20 protein-coding genes are annotated in these 24,718 nt (G+C 61.5%); 12 read left to right on the forward strand and 8 right to left on the reverse strand.

The genetic code is table 11. From position 1 onward, the window contains the following. Positions 1–38 precede the first annotated feature (38 nt). From A3AY_RS0105905 to A3AY_RS0105940, 7 genes are all read left to right on the forward strand, one after another. A complete protein-coding gene (locus A3AY_RS0105905) occupies positions 39–1,109 on the forward strand; it encodes a BMP family ABC transporter substrate-binding protein (RefSeq protein ID WP_018324769.1) in 1,071 nt (356 codons plus the stop codon). A gap of 167 nt (positions 1,110–1,276) precedes the next feature. Then, positions 1,277–2,239, forward strand: a complete 963-nt coding sequence (gene ytfQ / locus A3AY_RS0105910) for a galactofuranose ABC transporter, galactofuranose-binding protein YtfQ (protein ID WP_018324770.1) — start codon at positions 1,277–1,279, stop codon at positions 2,237–2,239. Positions 2,240–2,437: 198 nt separating this feature from the next. After that, a complete protein-coding gene (gene ytfR, locus A3AY_RS0105920; protein ID WP_018324772.1) occupies positions 2,438–3,961 on the forward strand; it encodes a galactofuranose ABC transporter, ATP-binding protein YtfR in 1,524 nt (507 codons plus the stop codon). Continuing rightward, positions 3,958–4,956: an ABC transporter permease gene (locus A3AY_RS0105925; RefSeq protein ID WP_018324773.1), complete on the forward strand. Its 999-nt coding sequence runs from the start codon at positions 3,958–3,960 to the stop codon at positions 4,954–4,956. Before ytfR ends, A3AY_RS0105925 begins: the two co-directional genes overlap by 4 nt. Then, positions 4,953–5,921 carry a galactofuranose ABC transporter, permease protein YjfF gene (gene yjfF, locus A3AY_RS0105930; protein ID WP_018324774.1) on the forward strand — a complete coding sequence of 323 codons (969 nt, stop codon included), beginning with the start codon at positions 4,953–4,955 and terminating at the stop codon, positions 5,919–5,921. Before A3AY_RS0105925 ends, yjfF begins: the two co-directional genes overlap by 4 nt. 12 nt (positions 5,922–5,933) lie before the next feature. Then, positions 5,934–6,698, forward strand: a complete 765-nt coding sequence (locus A3AY_RS34525) for a FadR/GntR family transcriptional regulator (RefSeq protein ID WP_018324775.1) — start codon at positions 5,934–5,936, stop codon at positions 6,696–6,698. Between the two features lie 182 nt (positions 6,699–6,880). Then, positions 6,881–8,155: a hemolysin family protein gene (locus A3AY_RS0105940; RefSeq protein WP_018324776.1), complete on the forward strand. Its 1,275-nt coding sequence runs from the start codon at positions 6,881–6,883 to the stop codon at positions 8,153–8,155. A 177-nt stretch (positions 8,156–8,332) separates the two neighbouring features. Here the strand turns inward: A3AY_RS0105940 and A3AY_RS39610 are convergent, their stop codons facing one another. The 6 genes from A3AY_RS39610 to A3AY_RS0105970 all read right to left on the reverse strand — a co-directional run bounded on the left by A3AY_RS39610 (position 8,333) and on the right by A3AY_RS0105970 (position 14,038). Next, positions 8,333–8,479: a hypothetical protein gene (locus A3AY_RS39610; RefSeq protein ID WP_018324777.1), complete on the reverse strand. Its 147-nt coding sequence runs from the start codon at positions 8,477–8,479 to the stop codon at positions 8,333–8,335. 93 nt (positions 8,480–8,572) lie between these two features. Then, entirely contained in the window at positions 8,573–9,796 is a 1,224-nt protein-coding gene (locus tag A3AY_RS0105950; protein ID WP_026203155.1) for a molybdopterin molybdotransferase MoeA, read from the reverse strand. Further along, positions 9,796–10,284 carry a cyclic pyranopterin monophosphate synthase MoaC gene (gene moaC / locus A3AY_RS0105955; protein ID WP_018324779.1) on the reverse strand — a complete coding sequence of 163 codons (489 nt, stop codon included), beginning with the start codon at positions 10,282–10,284 and terminating at the stop codon, positions 9,796–9,798. The genes A3AY_RS0105950 and moaC overlap by 1 nt, the downstream gene beginning before the upstream one ends. Beyond that, entirely contained in the window at positions 10,284–11,099 is an 816-nt protein-coding gene (trpC, locus tag A3AY_RS0105960) for an indole-3-glycerol phosphate synthase TrpC (RefSeq protein ID WP_018324780.1), read from the reverse strand. The genes moaC and trpC overlap by 1 nt, the downstream gene beginning before the upstream one ends. An 11-nt stretch (positions 11,100–11,110) precedes the next feature. Then, complete coding sequence (trpD, locus tag A3AY_RS0105965) at positions 11,111–12,124, reverse strand: anthranilate phosphoribosyltransferase (RefSeq protein ID WP_018324781.1); 1,014 nt, start codon at positions 12,122–12,124, stop codon at positions 11,111–11,113. A gap of 24 nt (positions 12,125–12,148) precedes the next feature. Continuing rightward, complete coding sequence (locus A3AY_RS0105970) at positions 12,149–14,038, reverse strand: peptidylprolyl isomerase (protein ID WP_018324782.1); 1,890 nt, start codon at positions 14,036–14,038, stop codon at positions 12,149–12,151. A gap of 383 nt (positions 14,039–14,421) precedes the next feature. Here A3AY_RS0105970 and A3AY_RS0105975 point away from each other — a divergent pair, with 383 nt between their 5' ends. Then, a complete protein-coding gene (locus A3AY_RS0105975; RefSeq protein WP_018324783.1) occupies positions 14,422–16,068 on the forward strand; it encodes a Na/Pi cotransporter family protein in 1,647 nt (548 codons plus the stop codon). A gap of 3 nt (positions 16,069–16,071) precedes the next feature. Here the strand turns inward: A3AY_RS0105975 and A3AY_RS0105980 are convergent, their stop codons facing one another. Beyond that, the gene (locus A3AY_RS0105980; protein WP_018324784.1) at positions 16,072–17,820 is read right to left on the reverse strand and encodes a hypothetical protein; all 1,749 of its coding nucleotides are present in this window, start codon (positions 17,818–17,820) and stop codon (positions 16,072–16,074) included. Positions 17,821–18,012: 192 nt separating this feature from the next. Between A3AY_RS0105980 and glmU the strand changes: the two genes are divergently transcribed. The 4 genes from glmU to A3AY_RS0106000 all read left to right on the forward strand — a co-directional run bounded on the left by glmU (position 18,013) and on the right by A3AY_RS0106000 (position 22,585). Further along, positions 18,013–19,368 (forward strand): bifunctional UDP-N-acetylglucosamine diphosphorylase/glucosamine-1-phosphate N-acetyltransferase GlmU, encoded by a 1,356-nt coding sequence (gene glmU, locus A3AY_RS0105985; protein ID WP_026203156.1) that lies wholly within the window; start codon positions 18,013–18,015, stop codon positions 19,366–19,368. A 160-nt stretch (positions 19,369–19,528) separates the two neighbouring features. After that, the gene (gene glmS, locus A3AY_RS0105990; protein ID WP_018324786.1) at positions 19,529–21,355 is read left to right on the forward strand and encodes a glutamine--fructose-6-phosphate transaminase (isomerizing); all 1,827 of its coding nucleotides are present in this window, start codon (positions 19,529–19,531) and stop codon (positions 21,353–21,355) included. Then, a complete protein-coding gene (locus A3AY_RS0105995) occupies positions 21,352–21,858 on the forward strand; it encodes a GNAT family N-acetyltransferase (protein WP_026203157.1) in 507 nt (168 codons plus the stop codon). The genes glmS and A3AY_RS0105995 overlap by 4 nt, the downstream gene beginning before the upstream one ends. A gap of 10 nt (positions 21,859–21,868) precedes the next feature. Next, entirely contained in the window at positions 21,869–22,585 is a 717-nt protein-coding gene (locus A3AY_RS0106000; RefSeq protein ID WP_018324788.1) for a DUF502 domain-containing protein, read from the forward strand. Here the strand turns inward: A3AY_RS0106000 and recG are convergent. Beyond that, positions 22,572–24,674, reverse strand: a complete 2,103-nt coding sequence (gene recG / locus A3AY_RS0106005) for an ATP-dependent DNA helicase RecG (protein ID WP_018324789.1) — start codon at positions 24,672–24,674, stop codon at positions 22,572–22,574. The genes A3AY_RS0106000 and recG overlap by 14 nt on opposite strands. Between the last annotated feature and the right edge of the window lie 44 nt (positions 24,675–24,718).

A 24,718-nucleotide genomic window follows, 5' to 3' on the forward strand; every position in this document is an offset into this window, starting at 1 on the left:
GAACAACGACCGAAACTCTAAAACCTACAGGGGTCACAATGAAAAAAATTCTCTTTGCACTCGCAACAACGGCGGCCGTTCTCGGTTTTTCCGCCTCGGCAAGCGCCCAGGAAAAGGCCAAGGTCTGCTTCGTCTATGTCGGTTCCAAGACCGATGGCGGCTGGACGCAGGCCCATGACATCGGTCGTCTGGAGCTCGAAAAGGCACTCGGCGACAAGATCGAGACGCAGTTCCTCGAAAACGTTCCTGAGGGACCGGATGCAGAGCGCGCCATCGAGCGTCTGGCCCGCTCCGGCTGCGGCCTGATCTTCACCACGTCCTTCGGCTTCATGGATGCGACCGTCAAGATCGCCGCGAAGTTCCCGGACGTGAAGTTCGAGCATGCGACCGGCTACAAGACGGCTCCGAACCTTGCGACCTACAACAGCCGCTTCTACGAGGGTCGCTACATCCAGGGCCAGATCGCGGCCAAGATCTCGCAGAAAGGCGTGGCCGGCTACATCGCGTCCTTCCCCATTCCGGAAGTGGTGATGGGCATCAATTCCTTCGTCACCGGCGCTCGCACCATCAACCCCGACTTCAAGATCAAGGTCGTCTGGGCAAACACCTGGTTCGACCCCGGCAAGGAGGCCGACGCGGCCAAGGCGCTGATCGACCAGGGCGTCGACGTGCTGACGCAGCATACCGACACCACGGCGCCGATGCAGGTCGCTGCCGAGCGCGGCATCAAGGCCTTCGGCCAGGCCTCCGACATGATCAAGGCAGGTCCGCAAACGCAGCTGACCGCAATCGTCGATACCTGGGGCGCCTATTACATCAAGCGCACGCAGGCCTTCCTCGACGGCAAGTGGGAAACCACGTCGAGCTGGGACGGCCTGAAGGACGGCATCCTGACTATGGCGCCCTATACCAACATGCCGGATGACGTGAAGGCGCTGGCCGAGGCAACGGAAGCCAAGATCCGCTCCGGCGAGTTGAAGCCCTTCACCGGCCCGCTGAAGAAGCAGGACGGTTCCGAATGGCTGAAGGCGGGCGAGACGGCTGACGACGGCACGCTGCTCGGCATGAACTTCTACGTCGAGGGCGTGGACGACAAGCTGCCGCAATAATCCGGCATCATTTCGTGTGCAATCAGGGAGGGTGGCCGCAAGGCCGCCCTCTTTCGATTCCGGCTTTGGAAAAATTGCAAAAACGGCACGAAACCCTGTTTACATAAATCATATAGTATGATTTTTTACCCTCGCTGCTTAGGAGCAGCTTTCTTTGGGAGGAAATCATGAAATTCAAGAATGCACTTAGCTGTGCGACGATTCTGGCAGCCTGCATGTTCGGTTCGGCTTCCGCAGCCGATCTGACGATCGGTTTTTCGCAGATCGGGTCCGAATCCGGCTGGCGTGCCGCTGAAACCACGCTGACCAAGCAGCAGGCGGAAAAGCGCGGCATCGACCTGAAATTCGCCGACGCGCAGCAGAAGCAGGAAAACCAGATCAAGGCGCTGCGCTCCTTCATTGCGCAAGGCGTGGATGCCATCCTGATCGCCCCGGTTGTGGCAACCGGCTGGGATGAAGTGCTGACGGAAGCCAAAGATGCCGAAATTCCGGTGATCCTGCTCGACCGTACGGTCGATTCGAAGGACGATCTCTATCTGACCGCAGTGACCTCCGACCTGGTTCATGAAGGCAATGTTGCCGGCAAATGGCTGGTCGACACCACCGCTGGCAAGCCATGCAATGTCGTCGAGCTTCAGGGCACCACCGGTTCATCCCCGGCGATCGACCGCAAGAAGGGTTTCGAGGAAGCGCTGAAGGGCCACGACAATCTGAAGATCGTCCGCAGCCAGACCGGTGACTTTACCCGCACCAAGGGCAAGGAAGTCATGGAAAGCTTCCTGAAGGCGGAAGACGGCGGCAAGAACATCTGCGCGCTCTATGCCCACAACGACGACATGGCCGTCGGCGCCATCCAGGCGATCAAGGAAGCCGGCCTGAAGCCGGGCAAGGACATCCTCGTCGTATCGATCGACGCTGTTCCGGATATCTTCCAGGCCATGGCGGCCGGCGAGGCAAATGCGACCGTCGAGCTGACGCCGAACATGGCTGGCCCGGCGCTCGACGCACTCGATGCCTTCCTGAAGGACGGCACGAAGCCAGCCAAGTGGATCCAGACGGAATCGAAGCTCTATACCCAGGCCGACGATCCGCAAAAGATCTACGAGGAAAAGAAGGGCCTCGGCTACTGATTGGCTGCCGGCATTGCTGGATGCTGACGCTTCCCGAGTGCAGGAAGCGTCAGCCGGAAAGCGATGCCGGCATGATCGCCCTTAAGGCTGCTGGCTTGCCGCCAGTCCGACAGGCTTCGGATGTTCACTGCCGATGCCATTGCCTGCGGCAGTCCATGCATTGCGGGTGACCTACGTTTTCCTGGGACGCTGGTTTTCATGCTCAACAATACCAACGATATTCTGACCGCCGTCGGGATCGTGAAAACCTTTCCGGGCGCGGTCGCGCTCGACAAAGTCAATTTCTCGCTCCGTCGCGGTGAAGTCCATGCCCTTCTCGGTGAGAACGGGGCAGGCAAGTCCACACTGATCAAATGCATGACCGGCGCCTACCGCCGTGATGCGGGGACGCTGACGCTCGACGGTACGGAGATCGATCCGCACGATACCCTCGATGCCCAGAAGCTGGGGATCGGCACCGTCTACCAGGAAGTCAATCTGCTGGGGAATCTGAGCGTCGCCGAAAATCTCTTTCTCGGTCGTCAGCCGCGCCGCTTCGGACTTGTCCAGACTGGCGAGATGAAGAAGCGTGCCAATGCGCTTTTGGCGCAATACGGTATCGATATCAACGTATCTGCGGCGCTCGACAGCTTTTCGGTGGCGATCCAGCAGGTCGTGGCGATCGCCCGGGCCGTCGACCTCTCCGGCAAGGTGCTGATCCTCGACGAGCCGACCGCCAGCCTCGATGCGCAGGAAGTGGAGATGCTGTTTCGCATCGTCCGCGACCTCAAGGCGCGGGGGCTGGGGATCGTCTTCATCACCCATTTCCTCGAGCAGGTCTATGACCTCGCGGACCGAATCACCGTGTTGCGCAACGGCCAGCTGGTCGGCACACGAGAGACCGCATCTTTGCCGCGGCGCGAGCTTGTGACCATGATGCTCGGCCACGAGCTTCAATCCGCCGAAAAGGCCGTGGCGGCAGCCGAAACATCGAGCGGCCCGGTTCAGTTTCGGTTTTCCAACTATGGCAAGGCCGGCACGATCAAGCCTTTCGATCTCGACGTGCGCAAGGGCGAGGTCGTCGGTATCGCCGGCCTGTTGGGCTCGGGGCGCACCGAAACGGCGGAACTGTTGTTCGGTGTCCACAAGGCCGACAGCGGCACCGCCGAAATCGGTGGCAAGCCCGCCAACCTTTCATCGCCGCGGGCCGCGATCGCCGCGCGTTTCGGCTTCTGCCCCGAGGACCGCAAGGTCGACGGCATCATCGGCGAATTGTCGGTGCGCGAAAACATCGCGCTGGCCCTGCAGGCGCGCCGCGGCTGGGCGCGTCCGCTGTCTGCGGCTGAACAGAACGCCCTTGCAGACCGCTATATCAAGGCGCTCGATATCCGCACCAGCGATCGCGAGAAACCGATCAGGCTTCTGTCCGGCGGCAATCAGCAGAAGGCCATCCTGGCGCGCTGGCTGGCGACGAATCCGGAATTTCTCATTCTCGACGAACCGACGCGCGGCATCGATGTCGGCGCCCATGCGGAGATCATTCGGCTGATCGGCGAACTGTGCGCGCAAGGCATGTCGCTGATCGTCATTTCGTCCGAGCTCGAGGAACTCGTGGCTTACAGTTCGCGGGTCATCGTGCTCAGGGACCGCGCGCATGTGGCGGAACTGACCGGCAGCGAGATCACCACGGAACATATCGTCAATGCCATCGCCGCCGCGCCCGGCGCGGGAGAACATCCATGATTGAAAGTGCACTCCGCTTCGGCCACCGATTGCTTCCCCAGCTTGTCGCGCTGACAATCATCCTTTTGCTGATCTGGCTCGTCTTTCCGGGTTTCTTCTCGATGGAGATCCAGAACGGCCGGCTCTACGGCAGCGTTATCGACATTCTCAACCGCGGCGCCCCCGTCGCTCTTCTGGCAGTCGGCATGACCGTCGTCATCGCCACCAAGGGGATCGACCTGTCCGTCGGTGCCGTCATGGCGATCTGCGGCGCCGTGGCCGCCGCCTCCAGCGTACGGGGCGATCCGCTGATCGTCACCTTGTTGCTCGCCATCGGCACGGGCCTCGTTTGCGGCGTCTGGAACGGCTTTCTCGTCTCGGTTCTCAACATCCAGCCGATCATCGCCACGCTCGTGCTCATGGTCGCCGGACGCGGCATCGCCCAGTTGGTGACGGAGGGGGCGATCCTCACCTTCAATGATCCGGGGCTTATCTTCATCGGCAGCGGCGCTTTCGCAGGCCTGCCAATGCCCGTTGTCATATGGCTGGTATTCGGCATTGCGGTCACGCTCCTGGTCCGGCGCACGGCGCTTGGCATGCTGATCGAGGCCGTTGGCATCAACCGCCGCGCCAGTACGCTCTCGGGCATCCAGACACCGCTTCTGCTGATGGCGGCCTATATGCTTTCGGGTCTCTGCGCGGCGATTGCCGGGCTGATCGTCACTGCCGATATCAAGGGCGCGGATGCCAACAATGCCGGGCTTTGGCTGGAACTCGACGCCATCCTCGCGGTCGTCGTCGGGGGCACATCGCTGCTCGGCGGCCGCTTCAGCATCATCGCCTCGCTGGCAGGCGCGATGATCATCCAGGCGGTGAATACCGGCATTTTGCTTTCGGGCTTCCCGCCGGAGTTCAACCTGATCATCAAGGCCGCCATCATCGTCATCATCCTCGTCATCCAGTCGCCACGCGTGCAGGCCGGTGTGACCTTCCTCAGCCGAAAATCCGTCCGATGAACCAGAAATACCTTCCGCTGATTGCGACCATCATCATTTTCATCGTTTCCTATGCGGTCTGCGCGGCGCAGTATCCGAACATCCTGTCGACACGCGTGGTCGGCAATTTGCTGACCGACAACGCCTTCCTCGGTATCGCTGCCGTCGGCATGACCTTCGTTATTCTGTCCGGCGGCATCGACCTGTCGATCGGCTCCGTGATTGCCTTCACAGGCATCTTCCTTGCGGTCATGCTGGAAAGCACGAGCATACACCCGCTTGCGGCGTTCGCCCTTGTTCTGGTGATCACCACGCTGTTCGGTGCGATCATGGGCGCGATCATCCACTATCTGGAAATGCCGGCCTTCATCGTCACGCTCGCCGGCATGTTCCTGGCGCGCGGCATGGCCTTCGTGCTGTCGATCGATTCCATTCCTATCAAGCATCCGTTCTACGCCACGATGAAGAGCTTCTATTACAAACTGCCGGGCGGCGGCCGGATCACCCTGATCGGCGGACTGATGGTTCTGGTTTTCGCCATTGGCATCCTGCTTGCTCAGCGCACACGCTTCGGCACCAACGTCTATGCGCTTGGCGGCGGTGCACAGACCTCGGCTTTGATGGGCGTTCCGGTGGGGCGGACGACGGTTCTGATCTATGGGCTCTCTGGCTTTCTCGCCGGGCTTTCGGGAATCGTTTATTCCCTATACACATCAGCAGGTTATTCGCTCGCCACGGTGGGTGTCGAGCTGGATGCGATTGCCGCGGTGGTAATCGGGGGAACGCTTCTGACAGGGGGCGCCGGCTTTGTTGGAGGAACACTCGTCGGCGTTTTGATCCAGGGACTGATCCAGACCTACATTACCTTCGATGGCTCGCTATCGAGTTGGTGGACGAAAATCCTGATCGGTGCTTTGCTGTTTGCATTTATACTGATGCAAAAGGCCATCCTGTTGTTGTCACGCCAGAACAAGAGGTATTCCTGAGGAGGGAGTTGGTTGCGTAAGGGTCTGCTCGAAACCGTCATTACCGGCACCAAGACGCGCACAAGCCACGCGCAGGTGGTGGACGAACTGGGCAAAGCCATTGTCTCGGGAGAGTTTCCGGTTGGCTCCATCCTCCCCGGCGACCCGGAGCTTGCCATGCGGTTCAAGGTTTCCCGCACGGTGTTGCGCGAAGCAATGAAGACCTTGGCGGCAAAGGGCCTGATCGTGCCGCGCGCCCGCATCGGCACACGGGTCACCGCCAAGAACCAGTGGAACCTGTTCGATGGCGATGTGCTGACCTGGCATTTTCACCGCGGGGTCGACGAGGAATTTCTCTATCACCTCAGCGAGATCCGGCTGGCGTTCGAGCCGCATGCGGCAGTTCTTGCCGCGGTCAATGCCACTGAAGCGCAAATCAGCGGGATGATGCGGCTGGCTGTCGCCATGGGTGACCCCGAGCACACCGCCGAGACGCTGGCCATGGCCGATCTGCGCTTTCATCTGGCTATACTCGAGGCTTCCGGCAACCCGTTCATGCGGACTGTCGGCAGCCTGATCGAGGCCGCGCTGGTGGGCATCTTCAAGCTGAGCTCGCCTGCCTCTGACCGCGAGCTCATCGACGATGTCGCGCGTACCCATATCCGCATCGTCGAACAGATCAGCCGGCGCGACGAGGCCGGCGCACGCGCGGCGATGGAGAATGTCATCCGCGTCGGCCGGGACCGCGTTCGTGCGTCATTGCGGGACCTTGATGAAACGCAGTCCGCCAGGCGATAGGATGTAGCGTTCGGCAGCAAACCCGGACGTGTTCGCTCTGACAATTCGCGCCTTTTCGTAAAAGAACGGCAATTGCGCCGTTGCTGCCTTGCTGCCTTGGCATCTTCCGCCTATTTGGTAGGACTACAGCATGTGCGCCGCGTATCCGTCGCGCAGATCTCCATCATTGGTGTCTGAGGGTTATGTTCGAACTTATAGTCATTTTCGTGCTCTTATTGATCAACGCGTTCTTTGCGCTTTCGGAAATGGCAATTGTATCGGCAAGCCGGCCGCTGCTGCGGCAGATGGCAAAACAGGGCAACGGTCGCGCCGAACTGGCGCTCCGACTTGCCGAAGATCCCGGCAAATTCCTCTCGACCGTCCAGGTCGGCATCACGCTGGTCGGCACGCTCGCAGGTACCTACGGTGGTGCCACCATCGCCGAAAAAATCGCGCCGGGGCTCAATGCGGTCAGTTGGATCAACCCCTATGGCAGCACGGTCGCGGTTGCGGTTGTCGTGACGTTCATCACCTATATGTCGGTGGTGATCGGCGAGCTTATCCCGAAGCAGCTGGCCCTGAAGAACTCGGAAGGCGTCGCGATGTTCGTCGCGCGGCCGATGCTGCTGCTCTCTCGGCTCGCGGCCCCCATCGTCTACCTGTTCGAAATGTCGGCAGCGCTTTTCATGCGGATGTTCGGCATATCGAGCGACAGCGACCATGTGACGGAAGAGGAAGTCCAGGCGATCATGGCCGAGGGCGTCGAAAGCGGTGCAATCGAGAAATCGGAACATGAGATGCTGAGGCGGATCATTCGGCTCGGCGACCGCAACGTCAAATCGATCATGACGCATCGCACCGAAGTGAGCTTCATCGAAGTGACCGACAGTCTCGAAACGATCCGCGCCAAGATCGAGCAATCCTCGCATTCTCGCTATCCGGTCATCGACGCCAATGGTGAAGTGCTGGGCGCGGTCCTCGTCAAGGAAGTGCTGAACGCGCCGGGCAGGAGCTTCAATCTTCGCAACTTCATCAAGGATATTCACACCTTGCCGGAAACTGCCTCCTGCCTGAAGGCGCTCGAAGCCTTCAAGTCGTCGCATATCAACATGGCCATGATCGTCGACGAATATGGCAGCATCGAAGGGATCATCACCACGGCTGATATTCTTGAGGCGATCGTCGGGGTGCTGCCGTCCAACTACGACGACATCGAACACGCGCTGATTCGCCCTCGCGACGACGGCTCTTACCTCGTCGACGGGCGTACGCCGATCGACGAAATCCATCTGACGATTGGCATCGATGAAATCGATTCGGACGGAAATTACGAGACGATCTCCGGTTTCCTCGTGCAGCAATTGCGCAAGAACCCGGAAGAGGGCGATGTTACGGAGGCCTTCGGCTACCGCTTCGAGGTCATCGACATGGATGGCCGCCGCATCGACAAGATCCTCGTCTCGCGGGCTACCCATTGAGGCAGGACTTGCTTTCCTGAAAAGCAAAAAGGCCGGGACAGACCCGACCTTTCCTCGATTCGCCTTGCGTATGACCTGCTAGTCCATCCGTAGTCAGATCAACTGGACGAATTATTCCACTGCTTTGGTTAATAAAGCGTTGATATGTCGATCTCATGACGGAAGCTTGACGATTATTCAGTTTTCCTGGATCGAAACGCCGCCTTCGCCGATCTTCAATTCGATGCCTGATTGCCGGGCTTCCCTGTCATAAACATAAATCCCGAGGACCACGACGAGGACGGCGAGGCCCCCGATGATCATATAGAGCGCGTTGCGACTCACGGCGGTTCCTTCCCTGCGCGACCGTCATTTACCTGAGAGTAGATAGGCGCAGACGGGCGTTCGGGAAGGGCGGAAAGTCGAGGAGCAAGATGGTCAGCGAGCCGGTTGTCGCAGGATCATGACATCGCAGATGGAGCCGGCTGCCGCTTCCGGCGCAAAAGGAGCCCGGATGATCAGGCAATCGGACTTAGCAAAGACCTGCATCATCGAGGAATCCTGACGCGCAAACGTCTCCGCCTTGAGTGTTCCATCGGTGTCGCGAGACAGCCGCGCGCGTACATAGTCCTGGCGCTTGTCGTTGGCGGGAAGCGTCGTCACAGTCCTTGCCTTGCCGCGACGGTCGCGTGCGGGCAGGGAGCCGAGATGGCACAGCAGCGGCTCGAGGAACAGCAGGGCGCAGACGAGGCTCGACACCGGGTTTCCGGGCAGGCCCAGCACGGTCATGCCGTCGAGCGTTCCGACCATCAGCGGCTTGCCGGGGCGCATGGCGATCTGCCAGAAATCGAGCGTCATGCCGCTTGCGACCAGCGTCGATTGGACCAGATCGTGATCTCCGACCGAAGCGCCCCCCAGAGTGACCAGCACATCGGCGCCCGCGGCGCGTGCCTGGGCGACTGCCGCCGCGATGGCCGCCGTGTCGTCGCGCACGATTCCCAGATCGACGACCTCGGCGCCGTTGCCGCGCGCGATCGCAGCAATGCCATAGGTGTTGGAGCCGATGATCTGATCCGGTCCCGGAAGGCTTCCTGGAGGCACAAGTTCATCGCCGGTCGCGAGGATCGCCACTCTTGGACGCATGAAGACCGAAAGCTCCGGATGGTTCATGCCGGCAGCGACCGTCAGCCGCCCCGCATCCAGCAGATCGCCTTTCCGAAGCACCACGTCGCCGGCGCGAAAATCCTGCCCTTTCGGGCGGATATGCCGGCCCTTGCCAGGATCGAAGGTGGTGCGGATGCGCTGGTCGCCAATAATCTGCGCATCTTCCTGGATCAGCACCGTATTGGCGCCGGAAGGGACCGGGGCGCCGGTGAAGATACGGACGACCTCGCCGGGGCCGACATGGCCTGGAAAGGCGCGTCCTGCAGCCGACTGGCCGATGACCGTCAGTTCTGCGCCGACGACGGCAAAGTCCTCATGGCGTCCGGCATAACCATCCATGGCAGAATTGTCGAAGGCCGGATGCGTGAGCCGTGCGGCGACATCCTCTGCCAGCACGCGCCCCGCCGCGGCATGCAGCCCAATCATTTCACAACGCCGTATAGGCGCTGCTCCACGGAGCAACCTGTCCAGCGCATCCGAAACAGGCAGCAAAGCCATCAGTCCTCCTTGCGGACATACTCGCCCGAACGTCCGCCGGATTTCCGCGCCAGCCGGATGCCGCCGATTTCCATCTCCCGGTCGGCCGCCTTGGCCATGTCGTAGATCGTCAGGCAGGCAACGCTTGCGGCAGTCAGCGCCTCCATTTCGACGCCGGTGCGGCCCGTCAGCTTGGCCATCGTCGCGATCCGCAGGCCGGGCAGGGCCTCATCCGGAGTGATCTCCACGGAGATCTTGGAAAGCATCAGCGGATGACAGAGCGGGATCAGATTGGCCGTCTGCTTGGCTGCCATGATGCCGGCGAGACGCGCGGTGGCGATCACATCGCCTTTCTTGGCATTGCCCTTGAGAATGAGGTCGAGCGTTTCCGGCCGCATCCGGATGTATCCCTCGGCAACGGCAATGCGGACGGTTTCTTCCTTGTCGCCGACGTCAACCATATTGGCCTCGCCGCCGGCGCTGATATGGGTGAGGGAGGGCTTGGACATCACTCGGCGGCCAGAATGTCGGCAGTACCGGTGAGAAGGGCACGCGTCGCGGCGGTGACGTCGTCCTTGCGCATCAGGCTCTCGCCGACGAGGAAGGTCGAGATGCCGCTTTTTGCCAGGCGGGTGCAGTCCTCATGCGTGAAGATGCCGCTTTCGCCGACCAGCAGCCGGTCGGCGGGAACCAGTGGCGCCAACGTCTCGGAGAGCGCTATATCGACGTCGAAGGTCTTCAGGTTGCGATTGTTGATGCCGACGAGCGGCGAAGCGAGCTTTAGCGCGCGCTCGAGTTCTTGCTCGTCATGGACCTCGACAAGCACGTCCATGCCCAGCGAAAACGCCTCGTCCTCCAGCCTTTGTGCATCGTTATCGTTGAGCGATGCCATGATCAGCAGGATGCAGTCGGCACCCCATGCGCGGGCCTCGTGAACCTGGTAGGTGTCGAACATGAAATCCTTGCGCAGCGCCGGCAGCGAACACGCGTTTCGCGCGGCCGTCAGGAACTCGGGCGCGCCCTGGAAGCTCGGGCTGTCGGTGAGCACCGAAAGGCAGGCAGCCCCCCCGGCTTCATAGGCCTTTGCAAGAGCCGGCGGATTGAAATCGGCACGGATGAGACCTTTGGAGGGGCTTGCCTTCTTGATCTCGGCGATGAGCCCGAAGCCGCCTTGGGCACGCTTCGCTTCGAGAGCCTTGAAGAACCCACGCGGCGCTTCCTGCTCCGCGGCCATCGATTTCAAGTCCGCCAGACTGACTTTGGCCTTGGCTGCGGCGATTTCCTCGCGCTTGTAGACCTCGATCTTCTGCAGAATATCGGCCATCGAATTTCTCCTTACGCCGCGTTCGAAACGCGGATAAGCCGTTCCAGCGTTGCCTTCGCCGCGCCGCTTGTCAGCGACTGACGGGCGAGATCCATGCCTTCGCGCAGGTCAGCGGCGCGGCCGGCAATTACCAGCGAGGCGGCGGCGTTGGCAAGCGCGATATCACGGTAGGGGGTTGCATCGCCCTCGAGCACACCCTTGAGCGCCTCGGCGTTATGGGCTCCGTCGCCGCCCTTGAGATCGGCAAGCATAACGGTTTCAAGCCCGAAATCGCCGGGCGTCAATTCGAACGTGCAGATAGCGCCGTTTTCGAGCGCCGCAACCTGCGTCACGCCGGTCGTGGTGATCTCGTCCAGGCCCTCGCCATGCACGACCCAGACGCTCGTCGAACCGAGATCGCGCAGCACTTCCGCGACCGGAACAAGCCACTGCGGCGAAAACACGCCGACGAGCTGCCGCGTGACGCCCGCCGGATTCGACAGGGGGCCAAGCAGATTGAAGATCGTCCGCGTGCCGAGTTCGACGCGCGTCGGGCCGACATGGCGCATGGCCGAATGATGCTGCTGGGCGAACATGAAACCGAGGCCGGCTTGCGAAATGCAGCGCGAAATAGCCTCGGGGTCGATATCGAGCTTGACGCCGAGGCAGGACAGCGCGTCCGCCGTGCCGGACTTGGAGCTCAGAGCGCGGTTGCCATGCTTGGCCACCGGCACACCGGCACCGGCAACGATCAGGGCCGCCAGCGTCGAGATATTGTAGGTCCCGGCACCATCACCGCCGGTTCCAACGATATCGATCGCGTCGGCCGGTGCCTCAACGGTCAGCATGCGTGCCCGCATGGCGCCAACGGCGCCAACGATCTCGTCCACCGTCTCGCCGCGCACGCGCAGCGCCATCAGGAAGCCGCCGATCTGCGACGGCGTTGCTTCGCCCGACATGATGATCTCGAACGCGGCGCGAGCATCCTCGCGGTTCAGCGCCTCTCCCGCTGCTGCCTTGGCGACAAAGGGCTTCAAATCCGGCATGCAGGTTTTTCCTTTGCTTTACCGCTACTGCGACAGGGCGACGTCTGCGAGTTGCTGATTGATGGCCACACCGTAACCCTTCTGGAGCTCGCTGACCATCTGATCGAGGATATCGTCGCCACTGGCCTGGGCGATGGCGTCGATCTGCCGGGCATCATTGTCGAGCGCATCGCCGGGATTGCTGTCGTCCACCCCCGTGACCTTAAGCAGGATCTGACCCTCGCCACCGACGCCGGGCGCGTTGGCAACGAGACCGTTTGCGCCGCCGAACGCGACAGCGACCGCCGCGGGACTCAGGGCTGCGTCTTCGCTCGACCGCCGCAGACCCGACTTCGTTTCGACGGCTATGCCGAGCTCGGCGGCAATCGCCGCCAGCGTCTCGCCTTTTTCGACGCGGCCCTTCAGTTCAGTTGCCTTGGCGGCAAGGGCGTTGCGCTGCTGCTCCGCCGTCCAGTCGGCGACGACCTTTTCGCGGGCCTCGTCGAGCGTACGGTCGCGCGCGGGCGTGATCGCTTCCACGTCGAACCAGACATAACCGTCGCGGCCGAGATTGACCGGCAGGGTTTCCGCTCCCACCTCGGCCTTGAAAGCCTCGCTGAGCAGGGTCTTCGCTTCAGGAATGCCGGCGATTCCCTCGCCTTCGGCATCATTGCCGCGGGCATCGACGGCGTCGAGGAGGACGAGCTTGAGATTGGTCTGGCTGGCCGCCTCCTGCATCGACGCGCCGGAAACGCGGGCGTCCTCGAACTTGTCATGGATCCCCATGATCTCATCGGCAGCGTTCGACAGGGCCAAATCCTTGCGCAGCTCTTCCTTGACGTCGTCGAAGCCGCGAATGGTTTCCGGTTTGATGTTGGTTACGCGCAGGATGACCGGGCCGAAAGCGCCATCGATGACCGGTGTGGTCTGGCCGTCCGCCTTGACCGCAAAGGCGGCGTCGGCGAGCTTGGCGTCGGGCATGCGGTCGCGGGTGAAATCGCCGAGCAGGACGTCGCTCGCGGTTTTTCCGGCATCGGCCACCAACTGGTCGTAACTGGTGCCTGTGGACAATTTGACTGCCGCGGCGTCAGCTTCCGCACGTGAGGGGAAGGCAAGCTGTTCGACGGTGCGCGTTTCCGGTGTGCGGAACCTGTCCTTGCGCTTTTCGTATTCGGCGCGGATTTCTTCCTCGGTCACCGATGCGGGATCGGCGATGTCGGAGGGTTCCAGCTTCACATAGCTGATCTTGCGGAATTCCGGCGCACGGTAGTCTGCCTTGTGACTTTCGAACCAGGGCTTCAACACCTCGTCGGAGGGAGCCTTGACCGGATCGATATTGGCATTCGACAAAAGGAGATAGTCGATCGTGCGCGTCTGGTTGCGGTACTGGCGCAGCGCGTCGCCCAGAACCTTCGGCGGGATGTAGCCGTCGGACAGCGCTTCGACGATCTGCGAGCGCACCGCAACCTGGCTGCGATTGTTGATGTAGTCCTTCTCGCGTAGTCCGGCGTTGCGCAGGACGCTCGAGAAGGTCAGGCGGTCGAACTGGCCGTTGACGCCGCGAAAGGCCGGGTCTTCGCTGATCAGTGTTGCCAGCCGGTCCTGGGACAGGCCGAGGTTCAGGTCATTGGAAAGCTGGTCGAGCGTGGCACCCGCGACCAGCTGCGAATAGACCTGCGCTTCGACGCCGAATGCCCTGGCCTGTTCGCGGGTCAGGCGCGTGCCGAACTGCCGGGAAAGCTGGGCAACCTGCCGTTCATAGGCGAGGCGGAAATCGCTTGGAGACACCTTGACGTCGCCAACCGTCACCACCGCATCGGCAGAACCCGAGACGAGCGACGTGGATACACCCCAGACACCGAACGACACAACGAGAAGGGCCAAAAGGCCTTTGACAACCCAGGTCTGGGCGGCTCTTCGGAGAAATTCAAGCATGGGACTGCATACCTCGTCGCAATTCAGGCCGCCGGACGGCTACCGGCTTCGTTCCTTAGAGCAATCCGGTGCGGAATTGAAGGGTCGAAACACGCAAAAATATCGGCAAAACCGGGCTCTGGTCAGCGCGAAATGGTGCCGCCCTGGTGGCCGGCGCTTGCGGCCGTGCATCGAGCACTTTCAGCCCGGCCCATAGACTTCGCACCGCCCGCCGTTGCGAGACCTTTTGATGTCGGAATTATTAGCCGGCAATTGAAAAATTTCTGTCACAATCCGCCACTGAACGCGTGATCGCGTGTCTGAAACTGCTAATGTTGATCCACCAGCGTATGCCGACTCGCCGTGTCGTGGAGCAGCCTTGGCGGGAAAACCGGAGTGCCTGTATGGAATCGACCATCGTCATGATCAACCTGTTCGGGGCGGTTGCGCTGCTGCTCTTCGGCCTTTCCCAGGTCAAGGAGGGCGCCACGCGCGCGTTCGGGATAAGGCTCAGAACGGGACTGGCGCAGGGCACAAGCGGACAGGCGCGTTCGTTTCTGGCAGGCTTCGTCGCGACGATCGCGTTGCAGAGTTCGACCGCGACGGCGCTGATGATTGCCTCATTCGTCGAAAAGGGGCTTGTGCGCGCACGGATGGCCCAGATCGTGCTGCTCGGCGCCAATGTCGGTACGGCGGTAACGGCGTGGATCGTTGCGACAGGTGTCGACTGGCTTTCGCCGCTGCTCATTCTTGGCGGTGTGATGCTTTACCGGGCAGGGCGGTCGAGCGCCAAGCAGGGTGCGGGAACCGCGCTCGTCGGCATCGGCTTGATGCTGTTGTCGCTGCATCTGCTCGGGCTTGCGACGGAGCCGATGCGGCAGTCGCCCGCACTTGCCGCTTTCCTCAGCATGCTCGACACGGCCTGGCCGGTCGCGCTGCTTTTTGCCGCGGCTATGGCTTTCATCTCCTCATCGAGCCTGGCTGTCGTCGTTCTCATCCTGTCGCTCTCGGCCGCGGGCATTCTGTCTTCGGGTCTGACGATCGCGCTTGTGCTTGGCGCAAATCTCGGCGGCGCAATCCCGCCCTTCATCGCCACGCTGTCAGCCTCGGCCTCGGCCCGTCGCGTGACGGCCGGCAATCTGGCCGTTCGCGCGATCGGTTGTGCCATAGCATTGCCGCTTGCGGCGCCGGTTGCCGAGTTCCTGCAGACGCTGTCGCTTTCCCCGGCAAAACTGCCGGTCGACATCCATCTGTTGTTCAACATCGCGCTTGCCATTGCCGCCTGGCCGTTTTCGTCGCTCCTGTCCGGCGCCATGCTCCGGCTCATTCCGGACGAGCCGAGGGCGGAGACGGGACCGCTCTACCTCGACGATCGGGCGCTGACGACGCCTGTTATCGCGCTTTCGGGGGCGACCCGAGAGGTGCTGCGCGTCGGCGATTTGATAGAGAGGATGCTGATCGCGCCTATGAACGCCTTTCATCACAATGATCTCAAGGAACTCCGGGACGTCGCAGCACTCGAGAAGCAGGTCGATGTGCTGCAGCAGGAGGTCAAGCTCTATTTGTCGCGGCTTGGGCGTAGCGGTTTGAACGACGAACACGGCCGGCGCTCCATCGTCATCATCGACTATGCGATCAACCTCGAGCATATGGGCGATATCATCGAGAAAAGCCTGACCGAGCAGGTGAAGAAGAAGATCGACAACGGCCTGAAATTTTCGGAAGAGGGCTACCAGGAACTGACGACGCTCTTCAACCTGACGATCGACAATCTGCGCATTGCCCAGACCATATTCGTCACGCGGGATGCCGATCTCGCCCGCCATCTGATGGAGGTGAAGGTCGACGTCCGCCACATGGAGAAGCGGTCGTCGGAGCGTCATCTGGAGCGTCTGCGCGACGGCCGCGCCGATAGCCTGCAGACGAGTTCGCTGCATCTCGACATCCTGCGCGATCTCAAGCGCATCAACGCGCATATCGTTTCGGTCGCCCACCCCATTCTCGACGAGAACGGGCTTCTGACCGAGAGCCGGTTGCGGTTGCCGCGATAAGGATCAAGGTCGGGCGGCAAGCCCGTTGCGCACGAAGGCGTCGAAACAGGGCGTCAACGTGATGCGGCGGTGACCGGCGGCAAGGGCCGGCTCGTAGAGTTTCAAAAGCTTCAGCCGCGCCGCGGTCGGCGGGCAGGTCGGGTAAAGGGCGAGATCGACAGCGGCGACGGCGTCGCCGACGCGCTGATCCGGGGCCGGTACGGCGCGGTACGGATCGGCGCCGATGGCGATGTATTTCGGGGCATGGCGATCCATCAGCCAGGGGAAGGGATTGGTGAAATCGATTGTCATGATCGTCTCGAACCGTTCCTTGTTGGCGGCCTCGTAGTCGCCGATCGCGGCGATCGCGCCATCGGCCGCCTGCAGCCAGAGCACCTGGAAATCCAGGTCGCTGTGGAGCAGGAATGAGGGCAGTTCGTTGGCCGACGCCAGTGCTTCGTAGGTTGCGCGATAGTCGGCATAGTTCGCCTGCAGGCGTTCCGCCCGCTGGTTGAGGATGTCGCGAGCACTGACGGCGCCCATGCTTTTCAGGTTCCGGTTTTCGACCGGTGCGGTGTTGACGGCGCCGATCCAGGCGCGTGCCGCTTTTTGGGCGACGGTGACCACTGGCGGCAGTGCTGCACCCAATGTGGCGACCGCGATCACTGCAGATGCGACCGACGGCCCCTTGCGCCGGTAGCTTTCCAGCAGAATCGCGAGCAGCAGCGGCCAGAGGAAAATGAAGGCCTGGCTGCCGGTATTCTGGCTTTCGAAGAGAAGGCCCGCGACGACGAAACTCGCCAGCCAGAAGAATGATTGGTCTGCAACAGCCTTGAGCGACGCAAGCGCGGGCTTCGCTGCAAAAGTCCGGATCTTCTCGAGGAACGTGGCAAACTCATTGAACAGCAGGACGAAAGCGAGGATCAAGCAGCTGAGGATCACCCCGAAATTGATTGACGCAGCCTGCAGCAGACGCGGCAACAGGCTGGCGTCGTTGAGCAGGATCAGAGACAGGATGTCCGCGGCATAAGCGGAAACGAGACCGGTGGCGACTTCGAGAAGACCGATCGTCGCGAAAAATACCGCTGCGGACGCGAGTGCTGCGCGCAACGGCAAACGTCCGGCCAGAAACGCCATCAGGCAAAGGACCGTGCCGGCGGCGACGCCGGTCACCTTGGTGAAGAGAAGGGCAAGCATCGCAAGCGCCGTCACTGCTGCCAGCGCTTGCCATCCGCGCACGAAGACCAGAGCCGCCGCAAGGACATAGAGCAGCTGGCAGATCTGGCGGTTATAGATCCCGAACCCTTCCGAACCGGGATAGGGATAGAATTCGCCGGTGTTGAAGGGCAGCAGCGAAAAGAACAGGAAGGGGAGAAGCAGGGCATAGGCGACGGCTGGCGATCGCTTCTGCACGTCTGAGACAACCAGAGCCATTAGTGGCACGGTCACCGTCATCATCGACCAACTCGACAGGAGAAGCGCGTGGCCGTTTGGAAACAGGTAAAGCCATCCGCCAAAGAGATAGTAGCCGAGCCCGCCGACCGGGGCAAAGAAATCGATGGACGGGACCTGGCCGTCGAAGATGCGGTTTGCCGCGTCGAGATAGATATAGTGGTCCCAGTACATGGGGCCGATCGGCATGACCAGGGTTCCGATCAGCGCCAAGGGCAAGCAGGCAAAGGTCAGCGCCAGGACGATCAGTGGCCTGCGGGCGATGATCGCGCCAAATCCCCGTCCTCTGCCGGACGACATTGTGTCGGTGTGAGCCTGCATCGTCCGTATCGTTCCCGGCTGTTGGAGCTGTCAAACACGTCATCTCCCGCTTATGACATGATCGCGTTTTATCCCGGTTAACAGCACGTTGGCGGCCCGAATTATGTTCCTTGCAATATCTTCCTGCTATGTAACGGGCAGAATCGTGCCGGCTGCGAAGCGCGGGAAGCCATGAAAGCGGGAGAATTTGTGATGACACGAACATGCCTGGCGGTAATTTTGGCAGCGGGCGAAAGCACGCGGATGAAGTCCTCCATGTCCAAGGTGCTGCACCCGGTCGCCGGTCGGCCGATGATTGCGCATGTGGTCGAATCGCTCGTCGATGCCGGCATTTCGTCGGTCGCGCTGGTGGTCGGGCGGGACGCGGAGCCGGTCACCTCGGCGGCGAAACGCGGTGACATCGATATTTCGGCCTTCCTGCAAACCGAACGACTCGGAACCGGGCACGCGGTTCTGGCGGCGAGGCAAGCGATCGCCAAGGGATATGACGACATCCTGGTCGTGTTCGGCGACACGCCGCTGATCACGGCCGCACCGCTGACGGCCGCCCGAAAGGCGCTGGCTGAGGGTAATGATGTCGTCGTCATCGGCTTCCGGACGGCAGATCCGACCGGCTATGGCAGGTTGATCGTAGAAAACGGCGAGCTCCTGGCTATTCGCGAGCAGAAGGATGCGTCCGAAGAGGAAAAGCGCATCACCTATTGCAACGGCGGGCTGATGGCGATCAATGGCGAGAAGGCGTTGGACTTGCTTGGCAAGATCGGCAATGCCAACGTCAAGGGCGAATACTACCTTACCGACATCGTCGAGATCGTTCGCGCCGGCGGGGGCAAGGCCATTGCCGTGGAGGCGCCCGAGGCTGAACTGATGGGCTGCAACAATCGCGCGGAACTGGCCCTGATCGAAGCGGCCTGGCAGAAGCGTCGCCGCCACGAATTGATGGTCTCCGGCGTTTCGATGATCGCCCCTGAAACCGTCTTCCTCGCTTTCGACACTGAGATCGGTCAGGATGTAATGATCGAACCGAATGTCGTCTTCGGCCCCGGCGTCACCGTTGAAAGCGGTGCGGTCATTCACGCCTTTTCCCATCTTGAGGGCGCCCATGTCAGCGCCGGCGCAACGGTCGGTCCCTATGCACGGCTGCGCCCCGGCGCCAATCTTGGGCGCGATTCCAAAGTCGGCAATTTCTGCGAGGTGAAGAAGGCGGAGATCGGCGCCGGCGCCAAGGTCAACCACCTGACCTATGTCGGCGACGCTTTCGTCGGCGAGAAAACCAACATCGGGGCCGGCACGATCACCTGCAACTATGATGGCGTCAACAAACACGTCACCCGCATCGGCGCGAACGCCTTCATCGGATCGAACTCCTCTCTCGTTGCGCCGGTTTCGGTTGGCGACGGTGCGCTGGTTGCCTCCGGCAGCGTGGTGACGGAAGATGTCCCGGCTGATGCGGTCGCTTTCGGGCGCGCGCGTCAGGAGATTAAGCCGGGCCGGGCGAAAATCCTGCGCGATCGCTATCAGGCCGAAAAAGCCGCCAGACAGAAATAATCCGCCCGTTGTGCTACGATTAAAGCGTGAAACCGAAAGTGACATTCGGCTCGATTGCGCATTTGTGGAAATTCGATACCAAAACGGCATCTAAGAAATGTACCTTAACCGGAGTCAGACAGGGCACCGGTCTCACGAAAAAATTGCGGAGAATTCACCTATGTGCGGCATTGTCGGTATCGTTGGAAATCAGCCTGTCTCCGAGCGTCTGGTCGATGCGCTGAAGCGGCTCGAATATCGCGGTTATGATTCCGCCGGGGTCGCCACGATCCACGACGGCGTTCTTGCCCGGCGCCGCGCCGAAGGCAAGCTGGTCAATCTCGAAACCAAGCTGCGCGCCGAGTCGCTGGCAGGAAAGACCGGCATTGCGCATACGCGTTGGGCGACGCATGGCGCGCCGACCGAAAACAATGCCCATCCCCATTTCACCGATGGGGTCGCCGTGGTCCACAACGGTATCATCGAGAATTTCTCCGAGTTGAAGGACGAGCTAGCCCACGCGGGCGCGACGTTCAGCACCCAGACCGACACCGAAGTCGTGGCGCAACTGCTCGCCAAGCTGATCCGCGACGGAATGAGCCAGAAGGATGCGATGCAGGCCATGCTGCGCCGGGTTACCGGCGCCTATGCGCTTGCCGTCATCTTTCAGGATGCGCCGGGCACGATCATGGCCGCCCGCAGCGGTCCGCCGCTGGCTGTCGGTTTCGGCAAGGGGGAAATGTTCCTCGGGTCCGACGCAATTGCTCTGTCGCCCTTTACCAATGAAATCACCTATCTCATCGACGGTGATTGGGCAGTCCTGACTGCCGATGGTGTCGAGATCCTCGACCATGACGGCAAGCAGGTTGCCCGCCCGCGCCAGGTCTCGGTTGCCGCGGCCTACATGGTCGACAAGGGCAATCACCGGCATTTCATGGAAAAGGAAATCTACGAGCAGCCGGAAGTGATTTCGCACGCGCTTGGCCAATACATCGACTTCATCGAGAACAAGGTTAACCCGATGACTGCTGCGATCGATTTTGCCAAGGTCCCGAGCCTTGCCATTTCTGCCTGCGGCACCGCCTATCTCGCCGGCCTCGTCGGCAAATACTGGTTCGAGCGCTACGCTCGCCTGCCGGTCGAAATCGATGTCGCCTCGGAGTTTCGCTACCGCGAAATCCCGCTGTCGCCGCAGTCCGCCGCTCTGTTCATCTCGCAGTCGGGCGAAACGGCCGACACGCTGGCATCGTTGCGATACTGCAAGGAACATGGTCTGAAGATCGGCGCCGTCGTCAACGTCAAGGAATCGACGATTGCGCGGGAGTCCGATGCGGTCTTCCCGATCATGGCGGGTCCGGAAATCGGCGTTGCCTCGACCAAGGCCTTCACCTGTCAGCTCTCCGTGCTGGCGACACTCGCGATTGGCGCCGGTCGGGCCCGCGGAACCGTGTCGGAGGCCGAGGAAAAGGCTCTCGTCCGCAGCCTTGCCGAAATGCCGCGCATCATGGCCAAGGTCCTCAACAATATCCAGCCGACCATGGAGAGCCTGTCGCGCGAGCTGTCGAAATGCAAGGACGTGCTCTATCTTGGCCGCGGCACAAGCTATCCGCTGGCCATGGAAGGCGCGCTGAAGCTCAAGGAAATCTCCTATATCCATGCCGAAGGCTACCCCGCCGGCGAGTTGAAGCATGGCCCGATCGCCCTGATCGATGAAAACATGCCGGTCATCGTCATTGCGCCGCATGACCGGTTCTTCGAAAAGACGGTGTCGAACATGCAGGAGGTCGCGGCGCGCGGCGGCCGCATCATCTTCATCACCGACGAGAAGGGCGCTGCGGCCTCCAAGCTCGAAACGATGAGCACGATCATTCTGCCGAATGTCGACGAGATCATCGCTCCGATGATCTTCTCGCTGCCCATCCAGCTGCTCGCCTATCACACCGCCGTGTTCATGGGCACCGACGTCGATCAGCCGCGCAACCTCGCCAAATCGGTTACAGTGGAGTGATGATTCGGCCCGAAAAACCAGCTGATGTCGAAGCGATCCATTCCCTGACGCGGGAAGCCTTCAAGGATCATCCATACAGCGACGGAACGGAGCATTTCATCGTCGATCGCCTGCGCAACGCCGGCGCGCTCAGCCTGTCGCTGGTCGCCGAGGTCCAGGGCGAAGTGGTCGGCCATGTCGCCTTCTCGCCGGTAGAATTTTCGGACGGTTCGGCCGGATGGTTTGGGCTTGGCCCGGTGTCGGTTTTGCCATCACAGCAGGGCAAGGGCATCGGCGGCGCCCTGATCCGCAGAGGCTTGGAAATACTGCGGGAGCGGAGGGCGGCAGGGTGCGTGGTGGTCGGCAATCCCGAGCTTTATCGCAAGTTCGCATTTCAGAACGATCCTCAGATCACATTCGCTGATTGTGCGCCGCAATATTTTTTGGTGCAGCCCTTGTCCTCGACTCCGGCCTCCGGCATTGTGACATACAACGCGGCTTTTTACGGCGGCGTAGACGGATAAACAGAGCGGTATGACGGACAAACAGGCACGCGGATTTTTCGCCACGCGGTTGAGGAATTATTTCCTCACCGGTTTGATTATCTGCGCGCCGCTTGCCATCACCGCCTGGATCACATGGTCGTTCATCCTTTGGGCGGACAGCTGGGTCAAGCCTTACCTGCCGTTCGATTACAATCCGGACAATTTCCTGCCTTATCCGGTCCCTGGTTTCGGCCTGCTGACTGCCTTGCTGTTGATCACGCTTGTCGGTTTCTTCACCGCCAACCTGATCGGCCGCAGCATCGTCGGTTTCGGTGAGTCGCTGCTGGTGCGAACACCGCTTGTGCGCTCGATCTACAAGGGTTTGAAGCAGATATTCCAGACGGTGCTGCAGGACCAGTCGAACTCGTTCAAAAAAGCCGGTCTGATCGAGTATCCGAGCCCGGGCCTCTGGTCCCTGGTTTTCATTGCGACGGATGCCAAAGGCGAAATCGCCGTCAAGTTCAGGGAGCGGGGTCTCGACATGGTCACCGTGTTCCTGCCGCCAACGCCGGTTCCGACGGCTGGATTTCTCATTTTCGTACCGCGTGAAAAGATCGTGCCCCTCGACATGAGCCCCGAAGATGCCGCCAAGCTGTTGCTTTCCGGCGGCCTGGTGGCGCCTGACTATCTGCCGAAGGCATTGCAGGTGCCGGGGGAGATGGTGCCAGCGGCGACCAAACGCGGCAAGTTCTTCAGCCGGCTCTGAGAAAGCGGATCGCCTCGTCGCGCCGGTAGAGATACAGCAGCGTGCGCAGCGCTGCGCCGCGTTCCGATGTCAGTTCCGGATCGCGCTCGATGACATAGGCGGCATCCTTGCGCGCGATTTCGAGCAGATCACCGTGCGCCTCGAGGCTGGCAATGCGAAAACCGGGCGTGCCGGATTGACGCGTGCCGAGCAATTCGCCTTCGCCGCGCAGTTTCAGATCTTCCTCGGCAATCAGGAAGCCGTCTTCGGTTTCCCGCAGGATCGACAGCCGCGCCCGACCGTTTTCGCTCAACGGTCCCTTGTAGAGCAGGACACAGGTGGAGGCTTCGTCCCCACGCCCGACGCGGCCTCGCAACTGGTGCAACTGCGCCAGCCCGAAGCGCTCGGCGTGCTCGATCACCATGATCGTCGCATCAGGCACGTCGACCCCGACTTCGACAACGGTGGTCGCAACCAGAAGCCGGATTTCGCCGTTCTTGAAGGCGAGCATGACTGCGTCCTTATCGGCGCCGTTCATGCGGCCATGCACGAGGCCGACCTCAGAGCCGAAATGGCTTTTGAGCGTCTGGAACCGCTCGTCCACGGACATCAGGTCGGAGGCGTCCGATTCCTCGACCAGCGGGCAGATCCAATAGGCCTTCTTGCCACCGCTGAGAGCCGTATCCAGCCGCGAGACGATTTCTCCCGTTCGCTCGGTCGAGACGGTGACGGTCTGGATCGGCTTGCGGCCCGCCGGCTTCTCAGTGAGCTTGGAAACATCCATGTCGCCAAAGGCGGCAAGAACCAGTGTGCGCGGGATCGGCGTCGCGGTCATGACCAGCATATGCGGCGAAATCCCCTTGGCGGTGAGCCGCAGCCGCTGGTGCACCCCGAAACGATGCTGCTCGTCGACCACTGCGAGAAGCAGGTTGCTGTAGCTGACAGTGTCCTGGAACAGCGCGTGCGTGCCGATGACGATCTGCGTTTCGCCCGAGGCGATGCGCTCCAGAATGGCGTCGCGCTCGCGGCCCTTGGTGCGGCCGGTCAGGACATCGATGGTGACACCGGCCGGTACGGCCATTTTCGAGAGCGTGGCGAAATGCTGCCGAGCAAGGATTTCCGTCGGCGCCATCAGCACGGCCTGGCCACCGGCCTCGACCGCCGCCAGCATCGACATCAGCGCCACCGCCGTCTTTCCCGAGCCGACATCGCCCTGCAGCAGACGCAGCATCCGCTCCGTTCCCGCCATGTCCTTCAAGACCTCGCCTATCGCCGTCGCCTGGCTCACGGTCAGCGAAAAGGGCAGGGCGTCGCGCACCGGCTTGCTGAGTTTGCCGGTTGCATGCACCGGCGTGCCAGAGACCTTGCGCAATCGCTGGCGGACGAGCGAAAGGGATAGCTGTCCGGCCAGAAACTCGTCATAGGCAAGCCGGCGGCGAGCGGGCGCCTGCGGGTCGATATCGGTTTCGTCGCGTGGTTCGTGAAGGGCAAGGAAACAGTCGCGGGCCGAGGCAAAGCTCTGCTTCTCCAGGAGCGCGTCATCGAGCCACTCCGGAAAATCGGGGATCCGGGGCAGGGCCGCCTCGATCGACTTGCGCAGGATACGGGCCGAAAGGCCTGCAGTCAGAGGGTAGATGGGTTCGACGAGCGGCAGGTTTTCCGCTTCCGCTGCGCGCACCATGTAATCCGGATGCACCATCGAGGGGCGACCGTTGAACCAGTCGATCTTGCCGCTGACAGTCACGGTTTCGTCGAGCGGCAGCGCCTTCTCCAGCCAGTTTCCCTTGACCCGGAAGAAGGTCAGCGCCAGTTCCCCGGTGTCGTCGTGGAGGAAGACGCGGTAGGGCTGGCTGGTTCTGGGTGCCGGTGGCTGGTGCCGGTCGACCCGGCCGGTGATCGTGACTATGGCGCCCTGCGGCGCCCGTGCGATACCCGGCTGATGCCGCCGGTCGATCAGCGAATGCGGCGCATGGAATACGAGATCGATCACCCGGCAATCGTCAATGCTTTCGCGTCCCAGCAGCCGCGCATAAAGCTCGCCCGCTTTCGGGCCGATGCCGGGAAGCGAATTCAGGGGGGCGAACAGGGGGTCGAGAAGGGCCGGGCGCATGCGGGCCAGACTGAAACGAGGATTAGGTCTTTGGCAAGGCTGAC

The organism is Rhizobium giardinii bv. giardinii H152, from assembly GCF_000379605.1.
Classification (GTDB): domain Bacteria; phylum Pseudomonadota; class Alphaproteobacteria; order Rhizobiales; family Rhizobiaceae; genus Pararhizobium; species Pararhizobium giardinii.

Bases quoted from the DNA above. Each gene is read 5' to 3' on its own strand.
- A3AY_RS0105905 (WP_018324769.1), top strand. From the start codon at position 39: ATGAAAAAAATTCTCTTTGCACTCGCAACAACGGCGGCCGTTCTCGGT.
- ytfQ (WP_018324770.1), top strand. From the start codon at position 1,277: ATGAAATTCAAGAATGCACTTAGCTGTGCGACGATTCTGGCAGCCTGC.
- ytfR (WP_018324772.1), top strand. From the start codon at position 2,438: ATGCTCAACAATACCAACGATATTCTGACCGCCGTCGGGATCGTGAAA.
- A3AY_RS0105925 (WP_018324773.1), top strand. From the start codon at position 3,958: ATGATTGAAAGTGCACTCCGCTTCGGCCACCGATTGCTTCCCCAGCTT.
- yjfF (WP_018324774.1), top strand. From the start codon at position 4,953: ATGAACCAGAAATACCTTCCGCTGATTGCGACCATCATCATTTTCATC.
- A3AY_RS0105940 (WP_018324776.1), top strand. From the start codon at position 6,881: ATGTTCGAACTTATAGTCATTTTCGTGCTCTTATTGATCAACGCGTTC.
- A3AY_RS0105950 (WP_026203155.1), bottom strand. From the start codon at position 9,796: ATGGCTTTGCTGCCTGTTTCGGATGCGCTGGACAGGTTGCTCCGTGGA.
- moaC (WP_018324779.1), bottom strand. From the start codon at position 10,284: ATGTCCAAGCCCTCCCTCACCCATATCAGCGCCGGCGGCGAGGCCAAT.
- trpC (WP_018324780.1), bottom strand. From the start codon at position 11,099: ATGGCCGATATTCTGCAGAAGATCGAGGTCTACAAGCGCGAGGAAATC.
- trpD (WP_018324781.1), bottom strand. From the start codon at position 12,124: ATGCCGGATTTGAAGCCCTTTGTCGCCAAGGCAGCAGCGGGAGAGGCG.
- A3AY_RS0105970 (WP_018324782.1), bottom strand. From the start codon at position 14,038: ATGCTTGAATTTCTCCGAAGAGCCGCCCAGACCTGGGTTGTCAAAGGC.
- A3AY_RS0105975 (WP_018324783.1), top strand. From the start codon at position 14,422: ATGGAATCGACCATCGTCATGATCAACCTGTTCGGGGCGGTTGCGCTG.
- A3AY_RS0105980 (WP_018324784.1), bottom strand. From the start codon at position 17,820: ATGCAGGCTCACACCGACACAATGTCGTCCGGCAGAGGACGGGGATTT.
- glmU (WP_026203156.1), top strand. From the start codon at position 18,013: ATGACACGAACATGCCTGGCGGTAATTTTGGCAGCGGGCGAAAGCACG.
- glmS (WP_018324786.1), top strand. From the start codon at position 19,529: ATGTGCGGCATTGTCGGTATCGTTGGAAATCAGCCTGTCTCCGAGCGT.
- A3AY_RS0106000 (WP_018324788.1), top strand. From the start codon at position 21,869: ATGACGGACAAACAGGCACGCGGATTTTTCGCCACGCGGTTGAGGAAT.
- recG (WP_018324789.1), bottom strand. From the start codon at position 24,674: ATGCGCCCGGCCCTTCTCGACCCCCTGTTCGCCCCCCTGAATTCGCTT.